Source organism: Snodgrassella sp. M0351, assembly GCF_016100575.1.
In the GTDB taxonomy this organism is placed as follows: domain Bacteria; phylum Pseudomonadota; class Gammaproteobacteria; order Burkholderiales; family Neisseriaceae; genus Snodgrassella; species Snodgrassella alvi.
On the sequence record NZ_JACFSG010000001.1, the window covers coordinates 732,456 to 747,705 of the forward strand.

The 15,250-nt window shown below is 43.3% G+C and carries 13 protein-coding genes; 6 read left to right on the top strand and 7 right to left on the bottom strand.

From position 1 onward, the window contains the following. The first annotated feature begins 8 nt into the window (after positions 1-8). From gmhB to H3V01_RS03315, 3 genes are all read left to right on the top strand, one after another. Entirely contained in the window at positions 9-584 is a 576-nt protein-coding gene (gene gmhB / locus H3V01_RS03305) for a D-glycero-beta-D-manno-heptose 1,7-bisphosphate 7-phosphatase (protein ID WP_025330587.1), read from the top strand. Positions 585-590: 6 nt separating this feature from the next. Continuing rightward, positions 591-1,352, top strand: coding sequence for a lysophospholipid acyltransferase family protein (locus H3V01_RS03310; RefSeq protein ID WP_198185990.1), 762 nt, complete (start codon positions 591-593; stop codon positions 1,350-1,352). Positions 1,353-1,552: 200 nt separating this feature from the next. Continuing rightward, positions 1,553-2,251, top strand: coding sequence for a M48 family metallopeptidase (locus tag H3V01_RS03315; RefSeq protein ID WP_084587065.1), 699 nt, complete (start codon positions 1,553-1,555; stop codon positions 2,249-2,251). A 167-nt stretch (positions 2,252-2,418) separates the two neighbouring features. On the opposite strand, the gene mfd is transcribed toward H3V01_RS03315, so the two are convergent. The 3 genes from mfd to typA all read right to left on the bottom strand — a co-directional run bounded on the left by mfd (position 2,419) and on the right by typA (position 8,670). Next, entirely contained in the window at positions 2,419-5,829 is a 3,411-nt protein-coding gene (mfd, locus tag H3V01_RS03320) for a transcription-repair coupling factor (RefSeq protein ID WP_198185991.1), read from the bottom strand. 169 nt (positions 5,830-5,998) lie between these two features. Beyond that, positions 5,999-6,487 carry a DUF456 domain-containing protein gene (locus H3V01_RS03325; protein WP_025330591.1) on the bottom strand — a complete coding sequence of 163 codons (489 nt, stop codon included), beginning with the start codon at positions 6,485-6,487 and terminating at the stop codon, positions 5,999-6,001. A gap of 368 nt (positions 6,488-6,855) precedes the next feature. Continuing rightward, positions 6,856-8,670, bottom strand: a complete 1,815-nt coding sequence (gene typA, locus H3V01_RS03330; RefSeq protein ID WP_025330592.1) for a translational GTPase TypA — start codon at positions 8,668-8,670, stop codon at positions 6,856-6,858. Between the two features lie 236 nt (positions 8,671-8,906). On the opposite strand from typA, the gene H3V01_RS03335 reads away from it, so the two are divergent. Beyond that, positions 8,907-9,170, top strand: a complete 264-nt coding sequence (locus tag H3V01_RS03335) for a DUF1289 domain-containing protein (RefSeq protein ID WP_025330593.1) — start codon at positions 8,907-8,909, stop codon at positions 9,168-9,170. A gap of 50 nt (positions 9,171-9,220) precedes the next feature. Next, the gene (locus tag H3V01_RS03340; protein WP_078474919.1) at positions 9,221-10,096 is read left to right on the top strand and encodes a DMT family transporter; all 876 of its coding nucleotides are present in this window, start codon (positions 9,221-9,223) and stop codon (positions 10,094-10,096) included. A gap of 54 nt (positions 10,097-10,150) precedes the next feature. Here the strand turns inward: H3V01_RS03340 and prfA are convergent, their stop codons facing one another. Both prfA and hemA read right to left on the bottom strand, forming a co-directional pair. Next, entirely contained in the window at positions 10,151-11,233 is a 1,083-nt protein-coding gene (gene prfA / locus H3V01_RS03345; RefSeq protein ID WP_198185992.1) for a peptide chain release factor 1, read from the bottom strand. A 91-nt stretch (positions 11,234-11,324) separates the two neighbouring features. Next, the gene (hemA, locus tag H3V01_RS03350) at positions 11,325-12,587 is read right to left on the bottom strand and encodes a glutamyl-tRNA reductase (RefSeq protein WP_198185993.1); all 1,263 of its coding nucleotides are present in this window, start codon (positions 12,585-12,587) and stop codon (positions 11,325-11,327) included. Between the two features lie 190 nt (positions 12,588-12,777). On the opposite strand from hemA, the gene pdxH reads away from it, so the two are divergent. Beyond that, a complete protein-coding gene (pdxH, locus tag H3V01_RS03355; protein ID WP_198186426.1) occupies positions 12,778-13,410 on the top strand; it encodes a pyridoxamine 5'-phosphate oxidase in 633 nt (210 codons plus the stop codon). Between the two features lie 14 nt (positions 13,411-13,424). Here the strand turns inward: pdxH and H3V01_RS03360 are convergent, their stop codons facing one another. Further along, positions 13,425-14,234 (bottom strand): lysophospholipid acyltransferase family protein, encoded by an 810-nt coding sequence (locus H3V01_RS03360; protein WP_198185994.1) that lies wholly within the window; start codon positions 14,232-14,234, stop codon positions 13,425-13,427. Positions 14,235-14,240: 6 nt separating this feature from the next. Next, positions 14,241-15,068, bottom strand: coding sequence for a bifunctional DNA-formamidopyrimidine glycosylase/DNA-(apurinic or apyrimidinic site) lyase (gene mutM / locus H3V01_RS03365; protein WP_198185995.1), 828 nt, complete (start codon positions 15,066-15,068; stop codon positions 14,241-14,243). Between the last annotated feature and the right edge of the window lie 182 nt (positions 15,069-15,250).

Here is a 15,250-nt window from a genome sequence, read left to right on the forward strand (position 1 = left end):
GGTTAATTATGGCATTGAATGGAAAAGGCAAATTAATCATACTGGATCGCGATGGTGTGTTGAATGTTATGCAACCACAGCCCATCAGCGATCCTGATCAGTGGCTACCTTTACCGGGTAGTATGGATGCTGTTGCCTTTCTGACTCAAAGTGGTTATACCGTTGTTGTGGCGGAAAATATGTCTGGTATCGGGCGTAATCAGGTCAGTATGCAGCAGTTGAATGAAGTACATAGCAAAATGCATACTCATATACAGAAAGCTGGCGGCCGCTTAAGCGGGGTTTGGTTTTGTCCGCATACCGGTAATGCTAAATGTAAATGTCGTAAACCTGAACCGGGTTTGCTGCTGGATATTCTGGATCGTCTGCATATGAAAGCAGAAAATACCTGGCTTGTCGGAGATGGTATTCGCGATATGCAGGCAATTGCCGCAATTGGCGGTCATCCTGTACTGGTTTTAACCGGTAAAGGCAAGGAAACATTAAAAATGGAAGAATTGCCGGAAGATACTCAGGTGTACGATGATTTGCTGGATTTTGCCAAATATTGTCGTACTCTGGCTGAACAGGCAGCCGAGGAATAATATAACATGCTGTTGTTGCGTAATTTGATTTACTGGTTTTGTTTGTGTGTATTTTCATTAATCTGGCTGGTGGTAGTAATTGTTTCCATGCTGGTACCAAAAGGGGTTACATGGACAACCACTGTATGGGGAAAAACTCTTTTCTGGATGCTGGAGCACATTATCGGATTGAAATACGAAGTAACCGGCCGGGAAAATATTCCGCGCGAACCCGGAATTGTGTGCTGTAAACACCAATCCGGCTGGGAAACGCTGGCCATGCTGGTATTTTTCCCTGATCTCGCCTTTGTGGCTAAACGTGAACTTTTTCGTATACCGGTTTTTGGCTGGGCACTGAAATGGCGCGGCACAATAGGTATTGATCGTAAAAACCCTAAAGCGGCAAATGCCCAGATTATCAGTCAGGGGAAAATATGCAAACAAAAGGGGATGTGGGTTTGTATTTTTCCGGAAGGTACACGAATTAAGCCGGGTTTCCGTGGCCATTATAAAAAAGGTGCTGCCCGAATGGCACAGGAACTACATATGAATCTGGTTCCGGTTGCATTAAATAGTGGCGAATTCTGGCCTAAAGATTCCTTTTTTAAATATCCGGGTAAAGTAACAGTAGTGATTGGTGAACCGATTCATTATGAGTCAGCTCATAATCCGGAAGAATTAATCAGAATCTGTGAGCAATGGATAGAATCCGAGCAAGTAAAAATTCAAGGGGTGGGACCGTTTGCACCAGAGCATCCGCAAGTACCAACGCCGTTTGTGCCGCATTAATTGATATTAGTTGAATATTGATACTTTTTTATTTGTTAAATAGTGTTTTGCTGAATCCTGAGCAGATAAACAGATAGCCTATTTAATTTTTTTTAAGACTAAATCTGAAACAGGATATAAATAATATGATGTGCTGGTTAATAGAAGTATCTACTTGTCTCAGATAGTAATTTATTTACATTTTTAACAGATTAGTTGTCATGTCGGAATTTCTTCACACAACGACAGATGGCGATACCATCAGGCTGAAATTACGGCGTACAGCAAAAAAAAATATTATTGTACGTCCTGCATCAGGTTGTTTACTGGATATTAACGTTCCGCCATTTGTATCAATGAAATCTTTGTCTGAATGGCTGAACGTTAATGAAATCGCTATTAAAAAGCTGTGGCAGCAATCAGAAAAAATAGCGGCAGCATTACCTGAATTTATCTGGTTTCGTGGTCAGGCATATCCTTTTACTCAGATATCCGTACTAACAAGAGTGCAGTGGCATAAGCAATATGGCTTTTTAGTACCACTGGTAAATTCACAGTCACCCTATGTACTTTTGAAAGCATGGTTAAAACAAAGTGCCAAAAAGGAATTGTTACTACGCTTGCAATATTGGGCAAATGTAATGCAGTTGCAGCCAATGGCAATGACATTAAGTCAGGCACGAACTTTTTGGGGAGTATGTCGCCGGCGTAGCGGAATCCGTCTGAACTGGAGATTAATTGGCGCACCTGCTGATGTGGTGGATTATGTCTGTATTCATGAGTTGTGTCACTTGCGCCATGCCAACCATGGTAAAGCTTTCTGGGCAATGGTTGCAGAATACTGTGCTGATGCTGATAATGCTCGTAAGTGGCTAAAAAAATATGCTAATGAGTTGTTTGCTCTGGATAAATTCAGCTAAAGTCTCACTCTGGAAAATTCAGTAAATTCTGGCTGTTTTCAATATTGATACAAAATAAAAAGCAGTCATACTATTTTCATCGTATGACTGCTTTTTGTTATTCAGCTTTAAATGCTGATTTTTATTTTTGGCTGTCAGCTAAAAATGCTTACCTGTTATTTTTAAGTTTAGCCGGCATCAACCGCAAGTTGTTTCATAATGTTTTTAATAATCTGGACACGTTGCATAACGTCTTCAATACCAATGCTAACTCTGAGTTTATCTGCTCCAGTCAGACGGTAGTTTTTATCACTTTGCATAATGGCTACAATAGTTGCGGGATTAATGCGATGATGTTTGCCAAAAGTAAAAGTAATGGCTTCACTACTGGCGTCAATTGTGTCTATGCCTAAGCTGGCTGCTTCAATACGTAAATGATGGCTGGCAATCAATGTAGAGACAGCCGGTTCGGGAAGTCCGAAACGGTCGATCAGTTCTTCGAGTATCTGGTCTATCTCTGCTTCGGTTTCACAGCTTGCCAGGCGTTTGTACAACACCAGTCTGGCATGAATATCCGGGCAATAACTTTCCGGCAGCAGAGCAGGGCTATGCAATTTAATATCACTGGTAATACCCAGCGGGGCATCCAAATCCGGCTCTCTGCCTTTCTTCAAATTGCGCACGGCCTGCTTGAGCATTTCGGTATATAAAGTAAATCCGACCTGAATCATTTCACCAGACTGTCCTTCACCCAAAATTTCGCCGGCACCACGGATTTCTAAATCCTGCATGGCTAGTGTAAATCCGGCTCCCAGATCATCAGCCATTTCTATGGCTTCCAGACGTTTCTGTGCATCTTTGGTCATTGCATCCGGTATCAGTAGATATGCATATGCCTGATGATGAGAACGGCCTACACGGCCACGCAGCTGATGCAACTGGGCAAGACCAAATTTATCAGCCCGCTCAATAATAATCGTATTGGCATTGGGAATATCAATTCCGGTTTCAATAATAGTTGAACACAGTAACACGTTATAACGCTGCTGAAGAAAATCCCGCATAATCTGCTCCAGTTCGCGTTCACGCAGTTGTCCATGAGCGATACCGATACGGGCTTCAGGTAATAAAGTAGTTAATTTTTCATAAGTGTTAGCAATGGTATCAACTTCATTGTGCAGAAAAAACACCTGTCCACCACGTTTCAGTTCGCGTAATACGGCTTCTCGTATTAAACCATCGCTGTAAGGACGAACAAAAGTTTTTACAGCCAGCCGGCGGCTTGGAGCTGTGGTAATCAATGAAAAATCACGCAGGCCTTCCAGTGCCATACTTAATGTACGCGGAATTGGTGTAGCGGTCAGTGTAAGCACATCCACATTAGCACGCAGGCGTTTAAGCTGTTCTTTCTGACGTACGCCAAAGCGATGTTCTTCATCTATAATAACCAGTCCCAGATTTTTAAAATGAACATCCGGCTGAACCAGTTTATGGGTACCAATCACAATATCTACTGTGCCGTCAGCCAGTCCAGCAAGTGTGGCCTGTGTTTGTTTACTGGTATTAAAGCGGGAAAGCTGGGCAACTTTAATCGGAAAGTCTGCAAAGCGATCAGCAAAATTTTGTGCATGTTGCTCAACAAGCAGTGTAGTTGGTGCAAGTACTACCACCTGTTTACCAGCCATTGCTGCTACAAAAGCGGCGCGTAGCGCAACCTCAGTTTTACCAAAGCCTACATCTCCGCAAATCAGTCTGTCCATGGGCTTTTCAGCACATAAATCTTTTATGGTCGCAGCGATTGCCGCAGCCTGATCTTCGGTTTCTTCATAGCCAAAGCCATTGGCAAAAGCCTGATAATCCATCTCGTTCAGACTAAAGCGGTGGCCTTGCTGGGCTTCACGCTGAGCATATAGATTTAATAATTCGGCGGCTGTATCTCTGGCTTTTTCCGCGGCTTTATGTCGTGCTTTATCCCATGCTCCATGACCCAGTTTATGCAAACTGATGTTATCATGAGCACTGCCTGCATAGCGGGAAATAAGCTGGAGCTGACTAACAGGTACATATAACTGAGAACCTTCAGCATACTCCAGTAGCATCATTTCACAGGCACCTTCACCTAAATCCAGTGTTACCAAGCCCTGATAGCGTCCGATACCATGTTGCTCATGTACCACCGGATCACCAATTTTAATTTCAGCCAAATCGCGCAGCATGCCGTCAGAAACAGCACTATGCTTGCGTCTTGTACGCCGGCCGCGAATAACATACTGGTATAAATCAGCCTCAGTAATAATGGCCAGTTGCTGATCTGTCAGCAGGCAACCGTAACTTAACGGTGCAATAGTCAGGCACAAGCCTGAATTACTGTTCAGAAAGTCCTGCCAGCTATTGACAATATCTGGCTGTAAACTGTACTGGCGCATAAAATTGAGCATAGTTTCCCGGCGTCCGAGACTTTCTGCACAAATTAGTACCCGTCCTGACCATTGCTGGAGAAAATTTTTCAATGTGTGCAGCGGATCATCAGCCTGTCTGTCTACTGCGACACTTGGCAGCGTATAAGTAGTGTTTTCACTGATTTGCGGAACAAGACGCGCATAAGATTTAATACGTGCCCCGAACTGGTCTTCACTAAGATAAAGATAATCTGGTGCCAGAGGTGGATAGGCCGGATCGCCCTGTGCCAGAATGTAGCGTTGTTTGACATCCTGCCAGATGCGGGCAGATTCTTGATGAATATCACCCAGACAAACCAGAATGGCTTCATCATCAGTGTAATCAAAGATACTGACGCATTCTTCTTCAAAAAATAAAGGCAGGTAATACTCAACACCCGCCCCGAAATGTCCTTCAGATACTGCATTATAAACAGTAGCTTTTCGGGCATCGCTATTGATTTCTTCCCGAAAGCGGCTGCGGAATATTTTCTGTGCATCACTGTCGGTTGGAAATTCATGTGCCGGTAACAGACGAATTTCATTTACTGTGGTTAATGTGCGCTGGCTGTCTGCATCAAATGTTTTGATGGTATCAATTTCATTGTCAAATAAGTCCAGACGAAACGGGGTGTCACTGCCCATTGGAAAAATATCGAGAATACCGCCACGCATGGCGAATTCTCCGGTCGCTACCACATGAGAAACATGGTTGTAGCCGGCTTCAACCAGGCTGTGTTTCAATGCTTCAATATTCAGTTCCTGCCCGGTTTTCAGCCAGAAAGTATGTCCCAGCAAAAATGAAGGAGGGGCAATTTTTTGCATGGCTGTTGCCAGCGGTAACAATAAAACGTCAACCAGTCCGTTTTTTAGTTGCCACAATGTACTTAGTCGCTCTGATACTAGCTCCTGATGAGGAGAAAAATGTTCGTAGGGCAGAGTTTCCCAGTCCGGGAAAAACATGATACGTGCAGCAGGATCAAAAAATTGCCATGCTGCCTGAATACGGATTGCCTGTTCAGCATCTGCAGTTAAAATAATTTTCAGTTTTTTTTCAGGTAAATGCTGGCTAAGTAATAATGGCAGACTACCAGCATTTAAATCAGACCAGGTTACAGTCTGTCTGGTTTTAGGCAATGCGAATGAAGCAGCAGCGGGCATAATTTTAGTTTTACAGATAATAGAAATTGATTGCCAGTACTTATGGGCAAGCTATGATAAGACAAGCCCTGATAAGCAGACAATTGAAACAGAATTGTTTGGAATGGGTGAATAACAAGTCAGTTTCAGACACAGTCCCAGAATTATGGCTATTATTACATAACAATAATTAATATAGCGAATACAAATACATTACAGCGATGGTAATCAGAATGGCAAATGCACAGCCAATTTTGGCAACCACACCAACAACCAGACCAATCAGTGTGGCAAAACCTACCTTGCCCGCAGCGACCAGATTGCGTCTGGCAATAAATTCACCGGTTGCTGCACCAATTAGCGGCCCCAATACCATGCCCGGTAAGGCAAAAAACATGCCAATAATGGCACCAATAAAAGAACCCCAGATAGCTCTTCTGCTTGCACCACTATGTTTAGCACCCAGCATACCGGCCATATAATCCAGAAAACAACCTAATAAAGTCAGTATACCTAAAGTAATTAATGTGGGTGCTCCCATAATCTGATAATTGCTGCTCAATGCCAGTAACCATGCACCTCCGAACATGAGAGGCAGACCTGGTAAAGCAGGCATAAATGTACCTAATAAACCAATGAGTAATAAAACAATAGCCAATATTACCAATACTGCATTCATGGCAAATTAGTCCTCAATAAAATTCATAATATAGAATAGTAAAATGGGGGATGCGGTTCTCACATACAAGGATAAATTTTGTAGTGTAGATAAAAAATATGTAATCAGCCGGTGATTAATAACAGATAATTTTATCAGTTTGGCATGGTATCTGTATATTAGTGAGCAGTTGCAGTACAGACAATCTGTATAAAATATAAATGATAAATAAACCTGCGTTATTTGTTGAGACTAGATGATTCAATAGCAATACAATAATCAGATTGAATAACAATGCTATTTATTATGAAATATTTTTCTTAAAGATAAATAGTCGATATTGAAAAAAGGCAGCCTTTAAAAAGCTGCCTGTGCCAAATAAACTTTAATTAATCTAATTTTTTAAAGTGCTTGCGGCGTTCCTGTTCGCTCAGGTAGCGTTTACGCAGGCGAATGGTTTGCGGAGTAATTTCTACCAGTTCATCATCATCGATAAACTCTACCGCAGCTTCCAGAGACATCAGTACCGGCGGAGTCAGACGCACTGCTTCATCTGTGCCGGAAGCACGGACATTAGTCAGTTTTTTGCCTTTCAGCGGATTAACAACCAGATCATTGTCACGGCTGTGAATACCGATAATCATGCCTTCGTAAATTTTTTCGCCCGGATTGATAAACATACGACCGCGGTCTTCCAGATTCCATAAAGCATAGGCTACGGCATCACCTTGTTCTTGTGATACCAGTACACCATTGCGGCGGCCGGGTATTTCTGCTTTTACTGGTGCGTAATTATCAAATACGTGACTCATCAATCCCTGACCACGGGTCATGGTCATGAATTCACCCTGAAAACCAATCAGTCCGCGTGCAGGAATACGGTATTCCAGACGGGTACGGCCTTTGCCGTCGCTTTCCATATTGGTCAGTTCACCGCGGCGGCGACCCAGTTCTTCCATTACAGCACCCTGAGTATTGTCTTCTACATCGACAGTCAGGTTTTCGTAAGGTTCGCATTTAACGCCGTCAATTTCACGGAAAACCACACGTGGTTTGCCGACAGCCAGCTCGTAACCTTCACGGCGCATATTTTCAATCAGAATAGTCAGATGAAGCTCACCACGGCCTGAAACACGGAATACATCTGCGTCTGCTGTGTCTTCAACGCGCAGGGCTACATTGGTCAGCAATTCTTTTTGCAAACGTTCGCGAATCTGGCGACTGGTAACAAATTTACCTTCTGTACCGGCCAGCGGGCTGGTATTGACCATGAAATCCATTGTCAGAGTAGGTTCGTCCACGCTCAGCATGGGCAGCCCCTGAGGTTGTTCACGATCAGCAATGGTAACACCGATACCTATATCTTCCAGTCCGGAAACCGTAACAATATCACCGGCTTCCGCTTCTTGTAGCGGAATGCGTTCCAATCCTTTGAAGCCAAGCAACTGATTAATGCGTCCCTGACCAATCTGCTTATCTTCATTCATGATAGCTACTACCTGACCGGGTTTAATTCGTCCGTTCAGAATACGACCGATACCCAGCCGGCCGGTATAGTTATCATAATCAAGCTGAGAAATCTGTAATTGCAGAGGTTTATCTGCATCACCGGCTGGTTCCGGGGTATATTTCAGAATGGTTTCAAACAGCGGACGCATATCGGTAGATTCGTCTTCTTCATTCAGCTTGGCAAAGCCAGACAGACCAGAAGCATAAACGATAGGGAAGTCGAGCTGTTCATCGGTAGCACCCAGTTTATCGAACAGTTCAAAAGTCTGGTCAATTACCCAGCTCGGGCGGGCACTTGGCTTATCAATTTTATTGATCACTACAATCGGTTTCAGCCCTAATGCCAGTGCTTTTTTGGTAACAAAGCGGGTTTGCGGCATCGGGCCTTCCTGGGCATCCACCAGTAGTAGCACACAATCAACCATTCCCAGTACACGTTCTACTTCACCGCCAAAATCGGCATGTCCGGGTGTATCAACGATATTAATATGGTAGCCTTCGTATTCGATGGCGGTATTTTTGGCAAGAATGGTAATGCCGCGTTCTTTTTCAAGATCGTTGCTGTCCATTACTCGTTCGTCTACCTGCTGATTGGCACGGAATGTACCGGACTGGCGCAATAACTGGTCTACCAGTGTGGTTTTGCCGTGGTCGACGTGTGCGATAATGGCAATATTACGAATTTTTTTACTCATAGGAGTGTGTAACCTAGTTTATTAGCTATTTGTAAGGAAAATTAACCTTGAATTATAACATTTACTCTGCTTTTCGTGGAATTTTTAGCAAAATCAGATGTTCTTTCTGTATTAAAGAGGCTGACTTACATCTGTGTATGTGTCATAGTTAACGTTTTTCAGGTGTTATTCCAGCTGGGTTGTTTAAGGCAGTCTGTTGTAATTGTGGTATTGAAGAGGGATGCAAAACCTAGGCAATGGAACAGTTAGAATTTTTTGTTATTCCCAGTCCCTGTAAAGGTATTTGTGAAAGCAATCAAAAGGGATATTGCAAAGGCTGCCTGCGCAGCAGAGACGAGCGTCTTTACTGGTTACGTATGTCTGATACTCAGAAACAGTATGTGCTGCGTTTGTGTGTATTGCGCCGGCGCAAGCTGGAACAAATGCAATCACAACCAGCAGACCAGACAGAACAAAATCTGAGTGAGCAAATATGGCTGCAGGCAGATTTTGATTTTTAGTTTTTAATAGCGGATAAGTCAGTTCGTAAATTTTGATTTTTGGGGGAAAAATGCATTTTCTGATTATTAGTATTCTATGTAGTGTCTCTGTGTCAGTATTACTGAAACTGGCACGCAGAAACGGTGTTAATATTGCTCAGGCCGTAGCGATTAATTACCCGGTAGCTGCTGCCTGCACCTGGTTTTTTTTACGTCCGGATTTTTCTGACTGGCATACTTATAGTAGTCACTGGATTATTTTTCTGGCTTTGGGTATTGGTCTGCCGCTCGGCTTTATTGTGCTGGGGCGGGCTATCGAACAGGCGGGAATGGTAAAAACAGATGCCGCCCAGCGCCTGTCGCTATTTATGCCTATAGTAGCCGCATTTGTGCTCTTTGGAGAAACTTTAAGCACTAATAAAATTATTGGAATTGCACTGGCACTAATGGCCTTGCTTACCTTGCTGTATCGTGAGAATCCGGCTAAAAGCAAAGGAAAAGGCGATTTTTTAAGTACTGCCGGCTATTTATTCGGTGTGTGGCTTTGTTACGGAACTACAGATATTCTGTTTAAACAGATGGCGAAAAGCGGAACAGCTTTTGCACCGACCTTGCTGGTGTCATTTATCCTCGCTGCCATTCTGATTATATGTTATCTGTGTTTACGCAGAACAGTCTGGAATGCGGCCAGTATTCTGGCAGGTCTGATACTGGGTGGTTTGAATTTTGCCAATATTCTGTTTTACATTCGTGCACATCAGTATTTTCAGCAAGACCCTTCGCTGGTGTTTGCCGGTATGAATCTGGGTGTAATAACACTGGCCACTATTATTGGCGCTTTTGTGTTTAAAGAAAAAATCAATGGTTTGAATGCTGCCGGAATTGTTCTGGCAATTGCTGCAATCTGGTTTCTGTTCTATGGCAGCAGGCTTAATTCTTTGTTGTAGCTGATTTATATTGAAAAGCTGTTCTGAAAGTCAGAACAGCTTTTTTTGATGAGCTTAGCCGGCATTACTTAATTGTGCCAGCTGCTGAGCCTGATGCTCGGCAATTAATGCCTGTGTCAGCTCAGATAAATCACCATCCATAATAAAAACCAGTTTATGCAGAGTAAGATTGATGCGATGATCGGTTACTCTGCCTTGGGGATAATTATAAGTTCGAATACGTTCACTGCGGTCGCCGCTGCCAATCAGGCTTTTACGTTCAGCAGCCTCTTTGGCATGAGCAGCATGTTTCTGCTGTTCATACAGTCGGGAGGCAAGTACTCGCATTGCCTGTGCTTTATTGGCATGCTGTGAACGACCATCCTGACATTCCACTACCATACCCGTTGGTAAGTGAGTAATACGTACGGCAGAATCCGTCTTATTAATATGCTGACCCCCCGCACCGGAGGCGCGGAAAGTATCAATGCGTAAATCGTTCGGATTGAGCTGTACTTCAGCAACTTCATCGGCTTCCGGCATAATGGCCACAGTACAGGCTGAGGTATGGATTCTGCCCTGACTTTCTGTAGTTGGTACGCGCTGAACCCGATGGCCGCCAGATTCAAATTTGAGCTGACTGTAAACATTCATGCCTGCAATTCGTGCAATCACTTCTTTATAGCCACCCAGATCGCTTTCACTGGCGGATACAATTTCTACCTGCCAGCCCATACGTTCTGCAAAGCGGGTATACATGCGCAATAAATCGCCGGCAAATAAAGCTGCTTCATCACCACCGGTTCCGGCACGAATTTCTATGAAAATATTCTTATCATCATCTTCGTCTTTCGGTAACAAAAGTTTTTGCAGCTCGCCATCCAGCTGAGTAATCTGATTACGGGCAGTATTGATTTCTTCAGCCGCAAATTCTTTTAATTCCGGGTCTGCCAGCATTTCTTCTGCGGCAGCTAAATCAGTTTCTGCCTGTGTATACCGGCGATAGGTTTCTACTACCGGTGTAAGCTCGGCATGTTCACGGGTAAGGCGACGATATTCGTCAATATTGTTCGTGACATCAGGAGAAGCCAGCAAAGCGGTTACTTCTTCCAGACGCTCAGTCAGGTGCTGTAACTTGTCTATCAATGAAGGTTTCATCTGGTATTCCGTATTAAATAAAAGCTATCAGTCCATTGAGACTGTATTAAATATATAGAGTTAAGAATTATGAATAAATTGGAGGCAGTAGCTAATGCTGCTGATTTTTTCCATGCAGCTGGTAAATCTGACAAATGGCCTCGGCCAGCTCAGGATATTGCTGACTGTCTTTATTTAAAGTTCGGGTGGGTGCATGCAAAAGGCTATTGGTTAATTCACGGCTTAAACGCTGCAATACTTCTTCAACAGGTGTACCTTTACGCAGACGGCGTAGAGCTTTATTGACTGCTTTGTTGCGCTGCTGTTCACCCTGATCGCGCAATTCACAAATTAAAGGAACGCTATTGCGTGTCTGTTGCCATGCAATAAACTCAGCAACTTTGCCTGCAACCATCTTTTCAGCTTCAGCTGCAGCCTGTTGCCGTGCTGCCTGACCATGCTGCACAATATGCACCATATCATCAACACTATACAAATACGCATCGTTCAGTTCGCCTGCTTCGGCTTCAATGTCGCGTGGTACGGCCAGATCAAGCAAAAACATCGGCATGCCGCGCCGATGCCTGAGTGCGCGTTCTACCAAACCTTTACCAATAACCGGAAAAGGGCTGGCAGTAGAAGAAACAATTACGTCGTATTCAGCCAGAATTTCAGGTAAAGCAGTTAATATGCGTGCATCTGCTTCACAGCTTAATTTCTGACATAATTCCTGAGCCCGTTCCAGGGTACGGTTTAGAACAGTCAGGCGCCGCGGACATTCTGCGGCAAAATAGGTGGCTACCAGCTCAATCATTTCACCGGCACCCACCATTAAAACATTCAATGCCGAAATATCAGGAAAAATCTGTGCGGCCATTTTAACTGCTGCCGCTGCCATGGATACAGAGTTTTCTCCAACTGCACTTTCATTGCGAATTTCTTTAGCTGCTGCAAAAGTTTTTTCAAACAGAGCATTCAGCTGCTGATGCAGCGTATGCCGGCTGCGGGCAACGCGTACGGCATCTTTTAATTGTCCGAGAATCTGCGGTTCACCTAAAACCATTGAATCCAGTCCGCAAGCTACCCGAAAGGCATGCTGCACAGCCTGTTTATCATGGAATTGATATAAATAGGGAGCAAATTCAGATAATGGCAATTGATGGTAGTCGGCCAGCCATTGTATGGCTGTGGTTGCATTACCAGTACAGTAAATTTCTGTACGGTTACAGGTAGACAGAATCATCGCTTCTGCTATTTCTTCCTGACTGCCAAGCGCAGTTAGTGCTTCTGCCAGTTCTATGGCAGGGAAAGCCAAACGTTCACGTACAGAAACTGGCGCAGTTTGGTGATTGAGTCCGATAACGGTTAAAGACATACTACCTGAAGTAATTTGCGTTTGCCCGCTACCGCGGGTAGGATAATTGCCAGCCAGACTTTATATTCTATATAAATATAAAGTTATCAAATCGGGCAATTATACGCTATCAGTGCTGAAAAAGCAGTAAATCATGCCTGAGAGTGGTATAAATAACTTTTTCGCATGCATAAACAAAAAAATGAAGAATCTGGATTTGCACGATATTCGTGAAGATTACAGCCAGCAGTCACTTAGTGAAGCTGATTGCTGTGAAGACCCTTTGGAGCAGTTTCAAAAATGGTTAATGGCAGCCATGCATGCCAAAGTAAATGAGCCTACAGCCATGAATATTGCTACTGTTGATCAAAACGGACGACCTAATGCCCGCATTGTGCTGTTAAAAGAAGTGACAGCAGAAGGGTTTGTGTTTTTTACTAATTATCATAGCCGTAAAGGGCGTTCATTAAGTCTGAATCCGCATGCGGCACTCACATTTTTCTGGCCGGAACTGGAACGTCAGGTACGAGTGGAGGGATGTGTACAACAATTACCTACAGCAGAATCAGATGCCTATTTTCGATCACGGCCTTACAGCAGCCGTATTGGCGCATGGGCCAGTGAACAAAGCTCTGTAATTAATAATAAAACCGAGCTGATGGCGCGCGCAGCAAAACTGGGGGCAAAATATTTGTTCAATGTACCCAGACCGCCGCATTGGGGCGGATATCTGGTTAAACCCGATCTGGTAGAATTCTGGCAGGGAAGACCAAGCCGTTTACATGACCGTATTCAGTATACAAGACAAAATAATCTCTGGATTAAACAGCGCCTATCGCCTTAAACATCTTTTTGTGCCTATATTGAACCGGGAGTTGAAGGCGTGGTTGCTGTAGCCGGACTGTCCATAAGAACTTTGTTTTGAATAAAATCTTCAGCCTGAGTTTTCAGGCTGAAACGATCATTTGTTTTGTTTTCTGCAATATTCAGCAACGCAGAAAAATCTACTTTCACTATAATTTCCGGCATAGATACTATATTCCACAGACTACGCAATAAACTGGTTTTGCCGGCAAATGCTACTTTAGATGTACGCAATCCCTGAGGGTTGTAATAGCGCATGGCTACTGCCATCACGGGTGTATCTGCATCTATTGCTGCCTGAAACAGGGCTGCTTTAAACGGTAGGGTAGTCATTCCCTCAGATGTATACGCTTCGGGAAAAAACAGGACGTTTTTACCTTCGTGCAATGCCAGTACTATGGCTTTGATAACCGGATTAATATCCTGTCTCGACTGACGATTAATATAAACAGAGCCTCCGTTTGTAGCCAGTCTGCCGATTACCGGCCATGATTTGACACTTTGTTTAGCAATAAAACCACCGGGGATATAGGACATTAATACGAAAATATCCAGCCAGCTAATATGATTGGCTACAGTAAGCCAAGGCATACTTGCTGTATCGGGTAATAATTGCTCAGAGTTTACCTTTACGTGCAGAATATCAAGTAAATTGTGCGCAATTGAAATTAATTCCTTATTTCGCTCTGTTTCATTCAGGTTCTTAAACCGATTTACCCGTCTGATTGTCTTAACCAGCCACACAGCCAGTCTGAAAATACGCGAAAAACGGGTAATTAAAGAAGTATGTTCTGATTTTGTCATTGTTATTTATCGTTTTTTCTGGCATTGAGGACAATAAAAACTGCTTCTTTGTCCCAAAATCATTTTTTCAATCGGATGCTTGCACTGCGGGCAAGGTTCACCGGCTCGTCCGTATACCTGATGTTGTAGCTGAAAATAACCACTAGTGCCAGCACTATTCACAAAATCCCTTAAAGTACTGCCACCTGCCGTAATGGCTTCCTGTAATATTTGTCTGATTGCATCAGTCAGTGCGCTAATCTGCTTTTTATTCAGCTTCATAGCCGGAATGGCCGGATGGATACCAGTACGGAACAATGCTTCGTTAGCATAGATATTGCCTACACCGACAACAATTTTATTATCCATAATTGCTGTTTTAATCGCACGTTTCTGGTTTGAAAGTTTTTGTAGCAAATAATCAGTATTAAAATCCTGGCTGAGTGGTTCCGGTCCGAGGTTAATTAATAAAGGATGCTGTTCAATGAGTCCGATAAACCATAAAACAGCTCCGAAACGTCTCGGGTCATGAAATCGTAAGAGCGTACCATTACTAAAAGCAATATCTACATGATCATGCTTTTGTACCGGCGGTGCAGTAAAGTCAGTGAAGACGCGCAAACTGCCTGACATACCCAGATGAATAATTAATGTGCCTGAAGCTAATTCAATCAGCAGGTATTTAGCTCTGCGTCTGACTGATAATACCTTTTCGCCGCCAAGCTGTTCGCCTAGATTATCTATTATCGGCCAGCGTAAACGCGGCTGACGCACTTCTACCTGTGAAATAGTTTGATTTTCAATAAAAGGAGCGATTCCGCGCAGCGTTGTTTCTACTTCAGGTAACTCGGGCATAATTGATTTATATTATTCAGAATAAAATCGCTACAATAACATCATGAAAACAAAATTTAAAGCACATACTGTGTCAGTTTTAATCAGATAAAATTGCCATAAGTCATACGCAGCTAAAATTGTCTGTGTTAAAGTAGCAAATTATTTTACCCTAATAGTTTATTCTTTAAACGGCTGCAAAT